This is a genomic window from Arthrobacter sp. UNC362MFTsu5.1 (assembly GCF_000685965.1).
Taxonomy (GTDB): Bacteria; Actinomycetota; Actinomycetes; order Actinomycetales; family Micrococcaceae; genus Arthrobacter.
Genome location: NZ_JMLE01000011.1, coordinates 24,412 through 40,367, shown reverse-complemented (window position 1 = coordinate 40,367; position 15,956 = coordinate 24,412). Strand labels below are relative to the sequence as shown.

16 protein-coding genes and 1 tRNA gene are annotated in these 15,956 nt (G+C 66.5%); 10 read left to right on the top strand and 7 right to left on the bottom strand.

The window, feature by feature from the left end; genetic code table 11:
• Positions 1-74 precede the first annotated feature (74 nt).
• Positions 75-2,921, top strand: coding sequence for a cation-translocating P-type ATPase (locus BS38_RS0112085; protein WP_028271041.1), 2,847 nt, complete (start codon positions 75-77; stop codon positions 2,919-2,921).
• Here BS38_RS0112085 and BS38_RS25015 read toward each other — a convergent pair.
• On the bottom strand, positions 2,868-4,094 hold the full coding sequence (locus BS38_RS25015) for an MFS transporter (RefSeq protein ID WP_081818883.1): 1,227 nt from the start codon (positions 4,092-4,094) through the stop codon (positions 2,868-2,870). The two genes, BS38_RS0112085 and BS38_RS25015, sit on opposite strands and share 54 nt — an antisense overlap.
• 158 nt (positions 4,095-4,252) lie before the next feature.
• Here BS38_RS25015 and BS38_RS0112075 point away from each other — a divergent pair, with 158 nt between their 5' ends.
• Complete coding sequence (locus BS38_RS0112075) at positions 4,253-4,660, top strand: hypothetical protein (protein WP_051628873.1); 408 nt, start codon at positions 4,253-4,255, stop codon at positions 4,658-4,660.
• A 48-nt stretch (positions 4,661-4,708) separates the two neighbouring features.
• Here BS38_RS0112075 and BS38_RS0112070 read toward each other — a convergent pair whose 3' ends face one another.
• Positions 4,709-5,467 carry an SDR family NAD(P)-dependent oxidoreductase gene (locus tag BS38_RS0112070; protein ID WP_028271039.1) on the bottom strand — a complete coding sequence of 253 codons (759 nt, stop codon included), beginning with the start codon at positions 5,465-5,467 and terminating at the stop codon, positions 4,709-4,711.
• A gap of 179 nt (positions 5,468-5,646) precedes the next feature.
• Between BS38_RS0112070 and BS38_RS0112065 the strand changes: the two genes are divergently transcribed.
• From BS38_RS0112065 to BS38_RS0112040, 5 genes are all read left to right on the top strand, one after another.
• Complete coding sequence (locus BS38_RS0112065) at positions 5,647-6,285, top strand: hypothetical protein (RefSeq protein WP_028271038.1); 639 nt, start codon at positions 5,647-5,649, stop codon at positions 6,283-6,285.
• Positions 6,285-6,518: a helix-turn-helix domain-containing protein gene (locus BS38_RS0112060; RefSeq protein ID WP_028271037.1), complete on the top strand. Its 234-nt coding sequence runs from the start codon at positions 6,285-6,287 to the stop codon at positions 6,516-6,518. The genes BS38_RS0112065 and BS38_RS0112060 overlap by 1 nt, the downstream gene beginning before the upstream one ends.
• Before the next feature lie 204 nt (positions 6,519-6,722).
• Positions 6,723-6,944: a hypothetical protein gene (locus BS38_RS0112055; protein ID WP_028271036.1), complete on the top strand. Its 222-nt coding sequence runs from the start codon at positions 6,723-6,725 to the stop codon at positions 6,942-6,944.
• Positions 6,945-7,271: 327 nt separating this feature from the next.
• A complete protein-coding gene (locus BS38_RS26440) occupies positions 7,272-8,159 on the top strand; it encodes a DUF695 domain-containing protein (protein ID WP_051628872.1) in 888 nt (295 codons plus the stop codon).
• Positions 8,160-8,305: 146 nt separating this feature from the next.
• The gene (locus BS38_RS0112040) at positions 8,306-8,689 is read left to right on the top strand and encodes a hypothetical protein (RefSeq protein ID WP_156037117.1); all 384 of its coding nucleotides are present in this window, start codon (positions 8,306-8,308) and stop codon (positions 8,687-8,689) included.
• A gap of 157 nt (positions 8,690-8,846) precedes the next feature.
• Here BS38_RS0112040 and BS38_RS0112035 read toward each other — a convergent pair.
• A tRNA-Thr gene (locus BS38_RS0112035) sits at positions 8,847-8,919 on the bottom strand.
• 237 nt (positions 8,920-9,156) lie between these two features.
• On the opposite strand from BS38_RS0112035, the gene BS38_RS0112030 reads away from it, so the two are divergent.
• The gene (locus BS38_RS0112030) at positions 9,157-9,906 is read left to right on the top strand and encodes an HAD family hydrolase (RefSeq protein WP_028271034.1); all 750 of its coding nucleotides are present in this window, start codon (positions 9,157-9,159) and stop codon (positions 9,904-9,906) included.
• A gap of 17 nt (positions 9,907-9,923) precedes the next feature.
• Here BS38_RS0112030 and BS38_RS0112025 read toward each other — a convergent pair whose 3' ends face one another.
• The 3 genes from BS38_RS0112025 to tmk all read right to left on the bottom strand — a co-directional run bounded on the left by BS38_RS0112025 (position 9,924) and on the right by tmk (position 13,404).
• The gene (locus tag BS38_RS0112025) at positions 9,924-11,498 is read right to left on the bottom strand and encodes an alpha/beta hydrolase (RefSeq protein WP_028271033.1); all 1,575 of its coding nucleotides are present in this window, start codon (positions 11,496-11,498) and stop codon (positions 9,924-9,926) included.
• A gap of 74 nt (positions 11,499-11,572) precedes the next feature.
• Positions 11,573-12,715, bottom strand: a complete 1,143-nt coding sequence (locus BS38_RS0112020; protein WP_028271032.1) for a DNA polymerase III subunit delta' — start codon at positions 12,713-12,715, stop codon at positions 11,573-11,575.
• Positions 12,712-13,404: a dTMP kinase gene (tmk, locus tag BS38_RS0112015; RefSeq protein ID WP_028271031.1), complete on the bottom strand. Its 693-nt coding sequence runs from the start codon at positions 13,402-13,404 to the stop codon at positions 12,712-12,714. Before tmk ends, BS38_RS0112020 begins: the two co-directional genes overlap by 4 nt.
• An 89-nt stretch (positions 13,405-13,493) precedes the next feature.
• Here tmk and BS38_RS0112010 point away from each other — a divergent pair, with 89 nt between their 5' ends.
• Together BS38_RS0112010 and BS38_RS0112005 are read left to right on the top strand one after the other, a co-directional pair.
• Positions 13,494-14,678, top strand: coding sequence for a trans-sulfuration enzyme family protein (locus tag BS38_RS0112010; RefSeq protein WP_028271030.1), 1,185 nt, complete (start codon positions 13,494-13,496; stop codon positions 14,676-14,678).
• Between the two features lie 9 nt (positions 14,679-14,687).
• A complete protein-coding gene (locus tag BS38_RS0112005; protein WP_028271029.1) occupies positions 14,688-15,074 on the top strand; it encodes a DUF2516 family protein in 387 nt (128 codons plus the stop codon).
• Positions 15,075-15,123: 49 nt separating this feature from the next.
• On the opposite strand, the gene BS38_RS0112000 is transcribed toward BS38_RS0112005, so the two are convergent.
• Entirely contained in the window at positions 15,124-15,951 is an 828-nt protein-coding gene (locus BS38_RS0112000; RefSeq protein WP_028271028.1) for a hypothetical protein, read from the bottom strand.
• Between the last annotated feature and the right edge of the window lie 5 nt (positions 15,952-15,956).

Below are 15,956 nucleotides of genomic sequence, written 5' to 3'. Positions count from 1 at the left end.
CCGGACGGGGGCCGTAGGCCCCTTGCGCCGTCCCGCCCGGTGGGCAAGGGTGGGGGCATGTGGGTGACAGCGCCATGACGGATGCCCCTCGACAGGCGGCATCCCCCGATGCCGTCCCCTGGCACCTCCGTGAGGCGGCCGAAGCCGTGGCCGCCTGCGGTGTTGACCCCGCGACCGGCCTTTCCTCGGCGGAAGCCTCCCGCCGGCTTGAGCGAGATGGGCCCAACGAACTCGAGTCCGCGCCGCCGGCACCCTGGTGGCGGCGGGTCGTTTCCCAGTTCCAGGATCCGCTGATTTACCTGTTGCTGGCTGCGATCGCCATTTCAGTTGTAGCCTGGGCAGCGGAGGGTGCCGGCGGAGTTCCGGTCGATGCCGTCGTGATCAGTGCCGTGGTCCTGTTCAACGCGGTGCTGGGCTTTGTCCAGGAGAACAAAGCCGAGACGGCCGTGGCGGCACTGCAGGTCATGACGGCGGCCAACTCCACTGTCCTGCGCGACGGTCAGCTGAAGACGGTGCCCTCAGCGGGGCTTGTTCGCGGCGACATCCTTGTCCTGGGTGAGGGCGATGCCGTAGGCGCGGATGCCCGCCTGGTCACCGCCACGTCGCTTCGTGTCAGCGAAGCCTCGTTGACCGGAGAGAGCGAGCCGGTCTTCAAGAACCCGGGAACCTTGTCCGGTGTTGTTCCTCTGGGCGACCGGCTCAATATGGTGTTCAAGGGCACTGCCGTGGCCCAGGGCGTGGGACGGGCGGTGGTGACCGGAACGGCCATGGACACCGAAGTCGGCAACATCGCCGGGATGCTAGAGCGGACTGTTGCCGAGCCGACGCCGCTGCAGAAGGAAATTGCGGGCGTGAGCCGGCTTCTGGGCACCACGGTGATCGTCATCGCCGTCGTGGTTATGGTCACCGTAGTGGCCGTTAACGGCGTCACCTCACTGAGCGACCTTGTGACCGTCCTGCTGCTCGGTGTGTCGCTCGCCGTGGCGGCAGTCCCGGAGGGGCTGCCCGCCATCCTGTCTGTTGTGCTGGCGTTGGGCGTGCAGCGCATGGCCCGGCGCAACGCCGTCGTGAAGCAGTTGCACTCGGTGGAGACACTCGGCTCCGCCACGGTGATCGCCTCGGACAAGACCGGAACGCTGACGCGGAACGAGATGACTGTGGGCCGGATTGTCACGGCCTCGGGCGAGGTGGAACTAACGGGCGTCGGCTACCGGCCGGAGGGCCGCGCCCGCCAGGAGGGCAGGGACGATATCGATCCGGCCGTGCTGCTGGAGGTGGGCCTCGTCCTTGCCGGCGGCACCTTCGCGAACAACGCCCAGCTGGCAGAGCACGACGGCGAGTGGGAGATTCAGGGGGATCCCACCGAGGCGGCCTTCCTCGTCGCGGCCCGCAAGCTGGAAGGCGTCACGGAGCGCGTCGGCGAATATGAACGTCACGGTGAAGTGCCGTTCACCTCGGAGCGGAAGCTGATGTCAGCGGTGGCGCACCACAAGGAACTGGGCACCCTGTCCCTGGTCACCAAGGGTGCACCGGACGTGCTGCTCGGACGCTGCACCGGTCTGCAGGTGGGTGAAAGCATTGTTCCGATGGACGGGGTGCGCCGTGACCAGGCGCTGGCAGCCGTGGAAGCTTTGTCCGCGCAGGCCTTCCGGACGCTCGGCGTCGCCTACCGCCGCTACGGCGAAGAGGACCGGCACGAACTTGAGGTGCTGGACGAAGCTGATGAAAGCACGCTGGTGTACCTCGGAGTGGTGGGGATCATCGACCCGCCCCGGGAGGAGGCCGCCGCTGCGGTGGCCGCGGCGCAGAATGCCGGAATACGGGTGCTGATGATCACCGGCGACCATCCGCTCAGCGCGGCCCGGATTGCCGGCGACCTGGGGATAGCGGTAGCGGGGGAGCGTGCGGTCACCGGGGCGGAGCTCGATGCGCTGGATGAGGCAGGGCTGCACGCCGTCACGGCCGCCACCTCCGTTTACGCGCGGGTGGCACCGCAGAACAAGCTGCAGATCATTGATGCGCTCCAGGCACAGGGCAACGTGGTGGCCATGACGGGGGACGGAGTCAACGACGCACCGGCGCTGAAGTCGGCGGACATCGGCATTGCCATGGGCATCGCGGGGACAGAGGTCACAAAGGAGGCGTCCAAGATGATTTTGGCCGACGACAACTTCGCCACGATTGTCTCGGCCGTCCGCCAGGGCCGCATCATCTTCGAAAACATCGAAAAATTCCTGCGCTACCTCCTGTCCTCCAACATGGGAGAGGTCTTCACGGTCTTCCTCGGCGTCGTTTTTGCCGGGGCGCTGGGCCTGGCCGGTGCCCCGGGCGAGGCTGTTGCCCTGCCCTTGCTCGCCACCCAGATCCTCTGGATCAACCTGGTGACGGATTCCGGCCCGGCGCTCGCCATGGGGGTGGACCCCGAGATCGACGACGTCATGGCGCGCCAGCCCCGCAGGAGCACCCAGCGGATCATCGGCCGGCGGATGTGGTCCGGGATTCTGTCGGTGGGCCTCGTCATGGGGCTTGCATCCCTGTTCGCCATCGACATCTTCCTCCCGGGCGGGCTGGTGGAAGGCGACGATTCCCTGGAGGTGGCACGGACCGCAGGGTTCACCACCCTCGTGTTCGCCCAGTTGTTCAACGCGTTCAACTCCCGGTCCGAGACTTCCAGCGCGTTCCACCGCCTGTTCGTCAACAAATGGCTGTGGGGTGCCGTCGCGCTGGCTGTGGTCCTGCAGGTAGCCGTGGTTGAGGTGCCATTGCTGCAGCGTGCTTTCGGCACGGCATCCATGGATGCGTACCACTGGGGAGCCTGCGTCCTCCTGGCATCCGCAGTCCTGGCTTTCGGTGAACTCCGGAAACTGTCATTCAGGTTCCGGACCATGGGCGGACTCCGGGGCGGGGCCGGTCCGGCGTGACCTGATCACGGTTGCCAGCAGCAGGACCGTCGCAACCGCCTGCAGGGCGGCCACGGCAGCAATGAGGGCCGGGCGGGAACCGTAGAGCGCGCCGTACAGGGCGCCGCCGGCGAGTGCGCCGCCTCCCTCGAAACCGGCGAAGATTCCGTATGCCGTTCCCTGCTTCTCCGGTACTACCAGATCGGCCACCAGTGCCTTCACCGTGGAGTCCTGGATGCCCGTGGCGGCTCCCCACACGAACACTCCGGCCAGGACCGGTCCCGCCCCCGAGGAGAAAGCCAGTACCGGGATCACGGCCACGAGGGCCGGCAGGACCAGAAGCACAGCGCCGCCGGCGCGGTCGTAGGCGTAGCCGCTGGCGAGGGCTCCCAGGGCGGCGGCTGCCATGCCGCCGGCGTAAACCAGCGGGACGGCGGCCACGGGAACGCCAACAGTGGACGTCAGGTGGAACGCGATGACTCCGAAGGCCACCAGACCGGCGCTCCAGAAGAAGGCGGAAACGGCGAAGAGGACGAATACCGCGGAAAGGCGCTCCTTTTGACGTGCGGCAGAGGCCCCAGCGTCCGAATCTGTCTGCGCGTCCAGCATCCCCGGCACACGTGGTCCGTGTGGATCGGGGATGCGGCGCCGCATCCGGAACAGGAGGGCCATGGCAAACGCGGCAGGAATCGCCAGGACCGCGAACGCCGGCCACAGTGCGCCGGTGGCCGCGATGACAGCGGAGGCGATCAGAGGCCCGGCAAATGCGCCGGCAAGGTCCAGGGACTTGTGCACGGCAAAACCGCGTCCACGCCCGATTGGCTCGGCAACGGCGGCCAGCAGGACGGTCTTCGCCGGGCTGCGGACAGCCTTGCCCACGCGATCGCCAATGATGAGGGCGGAGGCCAGCATGAGCCCCGCGGCACCCAGTGCGGGCGCCACGGCGAGCAGCGGGATGCACAGCGCCGTGAGGGCATAGCCGGCCAGCGTGAACGTCCAGTACTTCCCGGTTCGGTCCGCCCAGGGCCCGAAGACGAGCCGGAGCCCCTGGGCTGCAGCCTCGGCGCCGCCGGTGACCAGCCCGATCACCAAGGCGGAGGCACCCAACTGGGCAAGGAGCGGTCCGGCGAGCGGGCGCGCGCCGTCGGACACGGCATCTACGGCCAGGCTGACCAGCCCGAACCTGAGCACCATGCCCCACGGTGTGGCCGGAGGGGCCCCGCGCCGGGGAGCTGTCCGGCCAGACGAGCCTTGTTCCACAGCTCAAGAGTTTCGGACGGCCTGCCGGATTTCAATAGCGCCGGCTTCCGCTCTGCGGGTGCCCTGCAGCTGCCAGCGGATAAGATCGCAGGGTGACGAACTCACCGGGAGACGAGCGCTACGTTGTCCGCCGGTGGTGGAGGGGGCGGGCGCTGCCTTGGGCAGGGCTGGTCGGCGTTTCCATCATCCTGACAGGCATTTCCTTGGAGCGGACATTGTTGTTCGCCTACGAGCCGGTGCCGGAGTTTGTGGAGCGGCTGCGTGTGGGCCGGCTGTTCATGCTCGCCGGGTCGGCTGCCTCCATTGCAGCGGCGGTCTGGTCCCAGATCAGGCAGTACCCGCTATGGGTGACGCTCTGTGTTGCGGCGCCGGTGGCACTGGTGGGCCTGGCGACCATGATCACCACGCCGCCGTCGTTGATGCCGCAGATCTTTGGTTTGTTCGCCCTGCCGGCCGCGCTCGCAGGGCTCATCGGAGGGGTTACGTTCAAGCGGCGGTGACCGGCGCCTCCCACGGCATCGTCAGGAACCCCGGTCACCAGCCAGCTGTCATACGGCCGTGTAGCCGCCGTCCACCAGGTAGTAGCCGCCCGTCATGAACGACGCTTCCTCGGAGAGGAGGAAGCTGACAAGGTGGGCAACTTCCTCCGCCGTGCCGAGCCGGCCCAAGGAATGCTTTCCCTCAAGGGCCTTCCGGACTTCGGGGCTGAGGCTACTTTCGACAAGCGGTGTCTTGATGTAGCCGGGGCCAACAGAGTTGATGCGCAGACCCTGGGGACCGTACTCGGCGGCGGCGTTCTTCGTGATTCCGACGACGCCGTGCTTGGCTGCGGTGTAAGCGCCGTTGCCCAGTGCCGCGACGGTGCCGTGGATGGAGGCCATGTTCACGATGGCGCAGTTCCCGCCCCCGGCCTCGAGCATCTGCGGGATCTGGTAGCGCATCCCGTAGAGCACGCCGTTGAGGTTGATGCCGATGACCTTGTCCCATTCGTCCAGGTCCGTCTCGCCTGCGGGGGCCTGCTTGCCGCCGATGCCGGCGTTGTTGACCGCGAAGTTCAAAGCTCCGTACGTGTCCACGGCATGGCGGACAACCATCTCGGCGTCCTCCTTTTTTGCCGTGTCCTGCCGCACCGCTGAGGCGGTGCCGCCGGCATCCACAATTTCCCGGGCAACCCGCTGCGCTGCGTCCAGGTTGATATCAGTCACGACAACTTTGGCGCCTTTCGCCGCGAGTTCCTTGCTGATCGCTTCGCCGATGCCTGAGCCGCCTCCGGTGACCAGGGCGACCTTGCCGGTGAACTGAGCCATAGTGGGGTTCCTCTCTGTAACGTGCCGCAGAAATTCCGTCTGTCCCTACAGTCGCTCATCCTACTCATCGGCTTGTTGCGGTTCGCCAAAGAGCATCCGCCGCCGTTGACCAGACCGGCAGACTGCCGTAGCTTATCGATTGTCGTTATTAACGACTGTCGATAACTCATGGGGGAATGATGGAAGCAACGCAAGACCAGGGCAGGCCGCAGCGCGGATGGACGACGATTGTCTCCCGGAAAGAGGCGACCATCGTGATGATCTCCTCGGCCGCTGCCGCAATACTCACAACCGCTCTGTCCGTAGCGGGAATCGTAGGGTATTTCACCGGACCCGTGACACTGGAGCTTCCGCTTGCCGGCGAAGACCAGTTGGTCCCCGGCCTGGAGCTGGAATCTACTGGGCATTACACGTCGCTGGAGGCCACCATTCCCGAACTTCCGGCCGGTCCCGCGGAGCTCCTGGCCTGGGGCGCGGTGCTGAACCAGGTGGGCGTCCTGGCCGTTCTGGCACTGGTGTTCCTGCTGGCCTACCGGCTTCGCAGTGCTGTCCTGTTCACCGCAGAATCGGTCTGGATGGTGGGTGCCGGCGGCGCCCTTCTGGCGCTGGCCGGCACGTTCGGCCAGGTCCTCGACGGGTGGGCGCTGGGCCGGGTGGCGGAGATGATCGCAGCGAACGGGCGCACTCCGGGGCTGTCACACGGTTTCGCGGCGGAGATCAACGCCACCCCGTTGACGATTGGCCTGGTCATGGTGCTGATCGCCGGGGTCTTCCAGTATGGCCGCCGCCTCCAGCAGGACACCGAAGGGCTGGTTTAATGCCGGCCGATGACGAGGGCTCGGATATTCACTGCCGCCTCGATGAACTCCTCGAGGCGCGGGGGATGACCCTGACGGAGCTAAGCAAGCAGGTCGGTGTGAGCCTGGTGAACCTATCAGTGCTCAAGAACGACCGGGCGCGGGCCATCCGGTTTTCCACGCTGACGGCGATCTGTGACGCGCTGGACTGCCAAGTGGGTGACCTGCTGGTGACGGGCAGGGCGTCCTCCTGAGCGGATCAGGAGCATGGCTCCCTGAGTTGCAGTCTGCCGGTGAATTATCCCGCGGCCCAGCATGCATATGCGCGACACTCCTACAGACCATGGATAGTGTTGCCCCCAGACGCGGGAACCCATATTCCCTCGTCCGCCGCCGAGGCCTTACTCAGTGAGGCCGAGGCGGTTGGCTTGTTTCCGCATTGACGAAAGGGCAAGACTATGGCTGTTTCCATTGAACTGGGCAAAGCACTCGACAAGGCGTACGAGAATTCGACGCTGGACGAGGTCCTGGCCGCGCCACCATCGGCCCTGGCCGGCCTCACCGAGAAGCACGACGAACTGCTGGCCGGCCTTGGCATCAACACGGTCCGCGAACTGGGAGGCAACAAGTTCTTCGCCCTGGCAGGTGTCCTGGTGGCACTGTCCGGAAAAGTCGACTGACACCTGACACTGACGTCAGTGAACTAGGCGGCAGAGAGCCCGGTCGGATCTACCCGGCCGGGCTCTGTGCTGCAGTGATGAACCGCATCCAGAAGTGCCCCGCTCAGAACAGGTAATTCTCGACGTGGTCTTGCGTGTCCGGGGGTAGATTCAGGCGGGGGCGACGTGGTGCGCCGAGGAAGGGTTGATATGGGATTCTTGAGGCGCAAGGCCGCTCCGGCCTCCGTACATCCAATTTCAAAATTCTGGCAATGGTGGACATCGAAAGGTGCGGCCCGATTCAGTGCCGCAGCGGCAACCGGTCAATGGGGTGATCTACCCAACGAGATGAGCCAACAACTCGCTGCCATCGACCCGGACCTGGCATGGGACACCGGACCCGGGCGCACGTCCCGCAATCTCCTTGCCGTCAGCTCCGAAGGCGATGCCGCTCTGCGGCGAATCGCGGAACAATGGCTTCGGTCGGCTCCGGCCGCGGATGAATCCTGGGAGTACGCTGCCGCCCGCCAGCCAGCCGAGGGTGTGCTCGGCAACGTCATCGAGATCGATGGCCACCGGCTTCGCCTTGGCGATGTCCGCTTCGGTCTAAAGCTGGACTCCGAAAGTGAATGCCTTGACATAGACGTTCATCACCCGCTCTTTGTGGAAATGACTGAGGACGGGCCCCTCCGGGTATCCTTCCTGCTCCTCGACTGGATTCTCGGCGAGGATGGGGTCGAACGATGGGTGCGCGCCATAGAAATAACCGACAACGGAGAGACGGCCAACGCCACCGCATCAGATCTCACCGCGGCCATCGACGCAATGGCCGCACAAGCGCAGGCGGACAAATGGGTTCTGATGGAGGGAATGACACACGGCGGCGAAAGGGTCATCGTAAGCGCCCGCCGGCCCCTGCGATGGATCGACTACCCTCTCTTCGACCTGCATACCGAAATACGCATCCCGTATGACGACAAGCGGGACGACGGGCTGCCGACGGTGGACTCTCTCGATTCTCTCCGCGGAATCGAGGATGACATCTCCGCGGCACTTGGAGCGCGGGGGATCTTGGTCGCCCATGAGACAGCAGCCGGTGCAAGGCTGCTGCACTACTACTCGGACTCCGAGGACCAAAACGGACGCGACGCCATCGAGACCGCGGCTCGTGTGGCCGGCGGGGCCACCCGCCACGATCCTGACCCCGGGTGGAAGCACGTACGTCGGTTCGCATGACAACTTAGCGCGCCGGGAACAAACATTGGGGGACTCTTTTGACTCATCAGAACTTCGCACGGGAGAGACCGAAGACCAGTCGGGTCAGGGGGACACCCGTCGGCATCGGCGCTCTGGTTGCCACCGCCCTGTCTCTCGTGCTCGTCATGACTTCCTGCGCCAGGGCCTCCATCGAGGAAATGGGACGCAACGCCATCCGACAAGAGGCGGCCAAAGGCAAAGACTGGTTCATCCGGTTCACGGCAGCCACCGATACGAGCAACCGGGACCTGGTGGTCTCCAGACTCGGAGACCTGAGCGACAACCGCGACCCTTACGCCTTCGGCTGGGACACCGAGGGGAATTTCCATACCGATCACTATTACCGTGAGCACCTGACGACCAGCGGAGGCTTCTGGGGCGAGCAACGGACGGTCAGCGCCTGCGTCCGTTTCGAGGTGGACCTGGGTTCGGTGATTGCGACGTCCATCGACTGCCCCGACCGACCTCCGTTCTCCGACTACACCGACGAATGGGTCGTAGTGGCTTGAGCCGGGGTGAACACGTGCACCCCGCGATCGTGAAGGGTTCAAGTCCTCGGCGCTGACCGGCGCAGGCCCATTCTGCGCCTTGCCCCAGTGGGGGTCTTTTGGGCTTAACCAGCGAAAAGACCCCCCAAAAACCTTGGTTTCTAGGGGGTCTATCCCGAGCTTCCTATCAGAATCGAACTGATGACCTTTTCATTACGAGTGAAACGCTCTACCGACTGAGCTAAGGAAGCACCGCACAACAAATCCCGGAAGAACCGGGCGGATCATGCAAGAGACAACTGTAATAGAGTCCCCTGCCCGGGTCAAAATGAGCGGACCGGACGTCCGCAGAATGGCCGTTGCGGACGTTATTTGGATGTTCACCCTGCGGTCGGTGCGGGTTCAGCGCGGGGTCCCGGAGCACCTGCACTGTGGAACGACCAAACGCGGCCGCGTCGGCGGCCGCATGTCAGCGAAGGGGCTTGGCCATGACTCCGGACACAGCAGACGCATCAGCACCGGAAGCCGCTCTCCGCGGCAGCTTTCCCGGCGCCGCCCACGAGGTGCGGCTGGCCGTGCTTGCGATGGTGGGAACAACAGTTTTCGACGGCGGCCTGCTGGAACGCGCCATGACCCGCACCCTGGCGGACCAGGGTGTGGGGGAAGGATCGGCGCAGTTCGAGCGCATGCTTCGCTACGCCAAGGACACGGCAGGCATGTCGAAACTCGCTGTGTTCAGCCAGCTGTTCGAGGACCGGCACCGGGCCGCCGCTGCCAACACCTTTTTCGAACGCAGCTGCGACGAGCTGATAGCGGACGGCGTCATCCAGGCGGTTCCCGGCGCGGAAGACGCCATCGCCTGGCTCCGCGAAGCGGGCATCATGGTCTGCCTTGCCACCGGCTTCGGCCGCCACACGCAAAACATGGTGCTGGAGAGCCTGGGCTGGATGGGGCTGGCCGACCTGAGCCTCTGCCCGGCGGACGCCGGGCGGGGCAGGCCCTATCCGGACATGATCCTGACAGCCGTCCTGGCCCTGGACCTGGATGACGTGCGCAAGGTCGCCGTCGTGGGGGACAGCTGTGCGGACATCCAGTCGGGCCTGCGGGCAGGCGCCAGCACAGTGGCCGGTGTCCTCACCGGAGCGCACGGGGAGCCGGCGCTGCGCGCGGCCGGGGCCACCGCCGTCGTACAGTCCATCCGGGACCTGCCGGTGCTGCTGGAGCCCCGGTCCAACTAATCAGGCCTCCGGCCGCCCTAGCACTCCGTGTTGTCCGCGGGCGGCTCTCCGGTCAGGAGGTAGCCGTCCACGGCGTCGGTGACGCAGCTGTTCGAGCGGCCGTAGGCGGTGTGGCCTTCGCCCTTCCACGTCACCAGGGAGGCGTTGCCCAGCTGCTTGCGCAGGGCCCCTGCCCATTCCACGGGGGTCGCGGGGTCGCCGGTGGTGCCCACCACCACGATCGGGGCCGAGCCCGGGTACTCCACGGGTGCCGGTGTGCGGGTGCTCTTGTAGGGCCAGTCCTGGCAGTTCGTGCCGCCGTAGGCGAAGAAGTAGCCCAGGGTGGGGGAGTCCTGCCGCAGCTTCTGCTCTTCGGCCCGCATGGCAGCCGGGTCACTCACCATGGGGTAGTCCAGGCAGTTGATGGCATTGAAGGCGAAGGCGCTGTTGGACGTGTACTTGCCGCTCGGATCGCGGTCGGCGCCGAAGTCTGCCAGCCGCAGCATCGGGGAGGCGTCGCCCTTCAGGGCGGCGTCCAGGGCCTGGGTCAGCAACGGCCAGTTGTCGTCGTTGTACAACGGCAGGATCAGGCCGCTGACAAAGGCCGAACCGGTCACCATCCGGCCGTCCTGGGCACGCCGCGGGTTGGCGTCCACGGACTGGACGACGTCGCGGATCTGCTGGACGCCGCTGTCCACGGTTCCGCTCAGGGGGCAGCCGTTGTCACCGAGGCACTTCTCCACGTAGGCGCGGATGGCCTTCTCAAAGGCGCGGGCCTGGCCGCTGGTGAGCTCCTCATTGCTCAGGGACGGGTCCAGGGCGCCGTCGAGCACCATGCGGCCCACGTTGTCCGGAAACAGCGAAGCATAAGTGGAACCCAGGAACGTGCCGTAGGAGTAGCCGAGGTAGTTCAGTTTGGCGTCGTTGACCACGGCGCGCAGGATGTCCATGTCCTTGGCGGCGCTGACGGTGTCCACGTGTCCCAGCACAGGGCCGGTCTTTTCGGCGCACTTGGCTGCCGTTGCCTTGTTGTCCGCGACAGCGGCCGCCAGTCCGGCGTCCGAGCTGAGGTCATAGTTCTTTGCCCGGGATTCGTCGCGTTCCTGGTCCGTGAGACAGGTGACGGGGGAGGACCGCTTCACTCCGCGGGGGTCGAAGCCCACCAGGTCATAGCTGGCGCGCACTTCACTGGAAATGTTGGTGGCGCCGGCATCCTTGACGAAGTCGTAGCCGGAACCGCCCGGGCCGCCGGGGTTGACCAGCAGGCTGCCGGTCTTTTTGCCCGTTGCCTTCATTTTGAGGGCCGCGATCTCGATGCTGTCGCCGTCGGGCTTGCTGTAGTCCAGGGGCACCTTGATTTTGGCGCATTCGAGCTTGTCCTCGCAGGACGTCCAGGAGACCTCCTGCGAGTAGAAGTTCCGGAGCTCTTCGGGAGCCGCTTCAGCGATCGAAGGGTCAGCCTTGGCGGTGCTGCCGCCGCCCGATCCGCCGTCGGGCTGGCCGAACAGGGTGCAGCCGGTCAGTGCCAGCAATACGGCCAGGGAGCCAGCAGCTGCCTTGGCGGCGGTCGATCCGGACCGTAACCGCAGGGGCAGACGTCGGGCAGGCTTCATGCAGGACTCCTTGAAGGACTTGGCGTGGGCTCGGGCGAACATACGGCGGCGGGACGGGGCTGGGCGGGGCTGCACTAGATCAGGCTCGCGGCCATGGATTCGATCGCCAGCAGGGGTGCAACGTTGGTGGTGGTGATTCGCTGGCGGGCCTTGTTGATCGCATCCATCCGGGCGAGCGTTGCCTCCGCACTGGACCGCCCCGCAAACTCGGCCAGCTCGCTCCTGAGTTCAACGTTTACCAACTCTACGGCGTTCCCCATCTGGATGATGAGGACGTCCCGGTAGAACGAGAGCAGGTCCGTGAGCGTCCGGTCCAGGGAATCGGTGATGGAGCGTTTGGCGCGCCGCTTCTGGTCGTCCTCAAGATGCTTGAGCTGGCTTCTCATGGCGGGCGGCAAGGTGCCGCTTTCGGGCGCGCCAAGGGTGGCCAGCAGGGCTGCCTTTTCCTCGGCGTCACGCACTTCGTTGGAGCTGTTGGCTTCCTCCGTGGCGATCTTCACCAGCTTTTCAGCCATCAGGACCGCTGCCGTGATGCCCCGCAGCCCCAGCGGGAAGCGGACTGTCTCCATGCGCCGTTCGCGGGCGTCGGCGTCCCGGGCGAGCCTGCGGGCAATGCCGACGTGGCTCTGTGCCGCGCGGGCCGCGCGTTCGGCGAGTGCCGGATCCACGCCGTCGCGCCTCACCAGCAGCGCCGCGACGTCGGCAGCCGGCGGAAGCCGCAGCGCCACCGGGCGGCAGCGGGACCGGATGGTAACCAGGACGTCCGCCGGTGAGGGCGCGCACAGCATCCATACGGTGCGGGGAGTGGGCTCTTCAATGGCCTTGAGCAGCACGTTCGTGGTGCGTTCCGCCATGCGGTCGGCGTCTTCCACCACAATGATCCGCCACCGTCCGGAGGAGGGGCGGTTTCCGGCGGTCGAGACCAGGTCACGTGCTTCATCAATGGTGATGGTGACCTTTTCGGTGCGAACGAACGCAACGTCAGAATGTGTTTCGCCCAGGATGGTCAGGCAGGCCGCACATTCGCCGCAGCCGCGCCTGGAAACGTCCTCCTGGTCGCAGTTGAGGGCGGCGGCAAAGGCTTTCGCGGCGTTGGACCGGCCGGATCCGGGCGGGCCGGTAAACAGCCACGCATGCGTCAGGCCTTCGCCCTGGGCGGCCTGGCGGAGCTGGGCGACGACGGCGGGCTGGCCCTGCAGATCGTCCCAGACAGTCACGGGGCCACGCCTTCCCTGGAACCCTGGCGGGACACGCTACTGGAACCCTGCCTGGACCGGATCAGGGTGTCCACCCGGTCCAGGATGAGCCCTGCCAGCTCGGCGACGGGCAGGTGGGCGGCAAGCACCAGGTAATGGTCCGGGCGGTCCGCGGCGAGGTCCAAAAACGCGCCACGGATCTTCGCGTGGAATTCGTCGGCTTCGGATTCCATCCGGTCTTCGGCAGCGTCACCCGCGGTCCGGCGGAGGCGGCCGACGGCGGGGTCGACGTCGAGCAGCACCGTCAGGTCCGGCTGCAGGCCCGAGGTGGCCCATTCGTTCAGGTCCCGCACGGCAGCGGTTCCAAGGCCCCGTCCGGCGCCCTGGTAGGCCACCGAGGAATCGATGTAACGGTCCGTCAGCACGATGTCGCCGCGTTCCAGCGCAGGCAGGATGACCTGGTCCGCGTGGGCCGCGCGGGACGCGGCAAAGATGAGGGCTTCGGTGCGGGCATCGATATGGCCGTGCCCGTGGTCCAGCACCAGGGACCGCAGTTTTTCGCCGATGGGGGTGCCGCCCGGTTCCCGGGTGCGCAGCACGGTGAAGCCGCGCGAATCAAGGGCCCCGGCCAGCGCCGCGGCCTGCGTGGACTTGCCTGCGCCGTCGCCGCCTTCGAAGGCGATGAACAGTCCGGGGTTCTGGGTACTCACTTAACCAGCCTACCGACAATCACTGACACCGCAGGTGCCGGACCGTAACGGCTTTCCTGCCCTGCGGGCCTCCCACGTAGTCTTTGAGCATGAGTCTTTCCGAACAGCAGGCCGCCGCGCTGTCGGCTGAAACGGTGGTTGTGGCCGCCGGCCGGCCGCCCCGCAAACGCGATGCGCCAGTTAACCAGCCCATCGTCCTGTCCTCCACCTACTTCGGGACCGGGCCGCTCGCAGACGGCGACCGTGGCTACGGCCGCTACTCCAATCCCACCTGGGACCCGTTTGAAGAAGCGCTGGGCCAGCTTGAGGGCGCATCCCTTCCCGGCCTGCTGTACGCCTCAGGCCTGGCCGCCGTCAGTTCAGCGCTGTCCCTCATCCCGGCCGGGGGAGTGCTGGTCATGCCCTCGCACAGCTATGCAGGGTCCCTGGTGATGGCCACCGAACTCGCGGAGAAGGGGCTGTTCGAACTCCGCACCGTGGACATCGCGGACACTGACGCCGTGAAGGAGCTGCTGGCTCCGGCGGACGGCAAACCCGCCAGCATGCTCTGGCTGGAAAGCCCCACCAACCCGATGCTCGGGATCGCGGACATCCGCGCCCTCACCGCTGCCGCCCACGACGCCGGAGCGATCGTTGTCACTGACAACACCTTTTCCACGCCCCTGGTCCAGCAGCCGCTGAGCCTCGGGTCCGACGTTGTCCTGCACTCGGTGACCAAATACCTGGCCGGGCATTCCGACGTCGTCCTCGGCGCCCTGGTCACCTCGGACGCCGCGATCCGCGCGACGCTGCTCCACCACCGCATCATCTACGGCGGCATTGCCGGGCCGTTCGAGGCGTGGCTTGCACTCCGCGGACTGCGGACCCTGGCCCTGCGCATCGAACGCTCCCAGGCGTCGGCGGCCGTCCTTGCCGCCCGGCTGAGCGACCACCCCCGGATCGAGAGCATCCGGTTCCCGGGACTGGAAACCGATCCCGGCCACGAACGCGCCAAGTCACAGATGAAGAGCTTCGGTTCGGTGCTGTGCATCCAGATCGCCCCGGCCGGCGGACTCAACGGTGCCGATGCGGCGGACAAGCTGGTCCGTGCGCTGCAGCTGTGGCTTCCCGCCACGTCTTTGGGCGGGGTTGAGTCCCTGATTGAACGACGACGGCGCCACGCGGCTGAGCCGGTCAGCGTGCCGGACAACCTGGTCCGCCTCAGCGTGGGGATTGAAAATGTCGAAGACCTTTGGGCCGATTTGGAGCAGGCACTGGACGCTCTGGGCGGCTAGGCTGGGGACGTGGACGGAAAAGTGTTGATTAACTACGTCGAGACCGGGGTCTATTTCCTCATGGCGCTCGTGGCGTTTGGTCTTGAAGCGTGGGCACTGTTTGATTGCCTTCGCCACAAGGCGAACGCCTTCGAAGCTGTTTCCAAGCGGACCAAGACGTTCTGGCTGGCACTGACCGGCGGGGCCGTGTTCGTTGGCGGCCTGTCACTGTATGGCGCCGCCCAGGCCATGGGCGCCCTGGCCTATGGCGGTGGCGGCGGCGGTTTCGGCACGTTCGGGCTGTTCGGGCTTGCGGCCGTGACCGCAGCCTCCGTCTACCTGGCCGATGTCCGGCCCGCCGTGAAAGACGCCGGCCGCGGCGGCAGCCGCAACATGGGCCCCTACGGCCCCTGGTAACCGGAAAACACCTCTTGCCTGCCGTCGCCGACTGAAGCGGCAGCATTTATCAGGTGGCCGGGGCCACCGCATCCCAGCCCACCGTCAACTCGCCCAGCCGCCAGCGGGACGTTCCGTCCTGGACCGGCCAGCCGCCGTCGAGCATGGACCGGCACATGGCCGTCCACCGTTGTTTGTTCCCGAACGCGGCAAGTGGCGCTGCCTCCAACCAGGCCTTGTCCAGGGCCTGAAGGAAACCGTGGATCCTTTCGCCGGGCACGTTCCGGTGGATCAGGGCCTTCGGCAGCCGTTCGGCGATCTCCGAGGGCAGCGCAAAGCCGCCGAAGCGCATGGAGATGCTCAGGCTCAGCGGGCCTCCGGCGTCGAGGGCCACCCACGTGACGCGCCGTCCGATTTCGTCGCAGGTACCGTCGATGAACAGCCCGTTGGGGCCGAGCCGGCCCCGGACCAGGGTCCAGATCGCCTCCACGTCCGCTTCCTCGTACTGCCGCAGGACGTTGAAGGCGCGGACAATCACCGGCTGCCCGGACACCGGCAGCTCGAAGCCACCCACATGGAAGCTCAGCCCGGTCTCTTCCAGTGCCTTGGCCGCCCGGACGCGTTCGGGTTCGATTTCTATCCCGGCCACCCTGACATCCGGGCGCACAGCAGACAAGCGGTGGAAGAGCTCGACGGCGGTGGCCGGTGAGGCGCCGTAGCCGAGGTCGATGACGAGCGGGTCGGCTGCCCGGCGCAGCCGCCAGGCCTGTGTCCCGGTGAGCCACCGGTCCAGGCGCCGCATCCGGTTGGGGTTGGTGGTGCCGCGGGTCACGTTGCCAACCGGCCTGCCGCTTCTGCCCGCGCTTGCCGCGCCCACCCGTTCCGCTTTTTGCACCACCGGAC

What these genes read in the sequence shown, in the direction of transcription:
- BS38_RS0112085 (WP_028271041.1), top strand. Translation starts at nt 75, where the DNA reads ATGACGGATGCCCCTCGACAGGCGGCATCCCCCGATGCCGTCCCCTGG.
- BS38_RS26440 (WP_051628872.1), top strand. Translation starts at nt 7,272, where the DNA reads ATGAGCCAACAACTCGCTGCCATCGACCCGGACCTGGCATGGGACACC.
- BS38_RS0112040 (WP_156037117.1), top strand. Translation starts at nt 8,306, where the DNA reads ATGACTTCCTGCGCCAGGGCCTCCATCGAGGAAATGGGACGCAACGCC.
- BS38_RS0112055 (WP_028271036.1), top strand. Translation starts at nt 6,723, where the DNA reads ATGGCTGTTTCCATTGAACTGGGCAAAGCACTCGACAAGGCGTACGAG.
- BS38_RS0112010 (WP_028271030.1), top strand. Translation starts at nt 13,494, where the DNA reads ATGAGTCTTTCCGAACAGCAGGCCGCCGCGCTGTCGGCTGAAACGGTG.
- BS38_RS0112065 (WP_028271038.1), top strand. Translation starts at nt 5,647, where the DNA reads ATGGAAGCAACGCAAGACCAGGGCAGGCCGCAGCGCGGATGGACGACG.
- BS38_RS0112025 (WP_028271033.1), bottom strand. Translation starts at nt 11,498, where the DNA reads ATGAAGCCTGCCCGACGTCTGCCCCTGCGGTTACGGTCCGGATCGACC.
- BS38_RS25015 (WP_081818883.1), bottom strand. Translation starts at nt 4,094, where the DNA reads ATGGTGCTCAGGTTCGGGCTGGTCAGCCTGGCCGTAGATGCCGTGTCC.
- BS38_RS0112060 (WP_028271037.1), top strand. Translation starts at nt 6,285, where the DNA reads ATGCCGGCCGATGACGAGGGCTCGGATATTCACTGCCGCCTCGATGAA.
- BS38_RS0112030 (WP_028271034.1), top strand. Translation starts at nt 9,157, where the DNA reads ATGACTCCGGACACAGCAGACGCATCAGCACCGGAAGCCGCTCTCCGC.
- BS38_RS0112070 (WP_028271039.1), bottom strand. Translation starts at nt 5,467, where the DNA reads ATGGCTCAGTTCACCGGCAAGGTCGCCCTGGTCACCGGAGGCGGCTCA.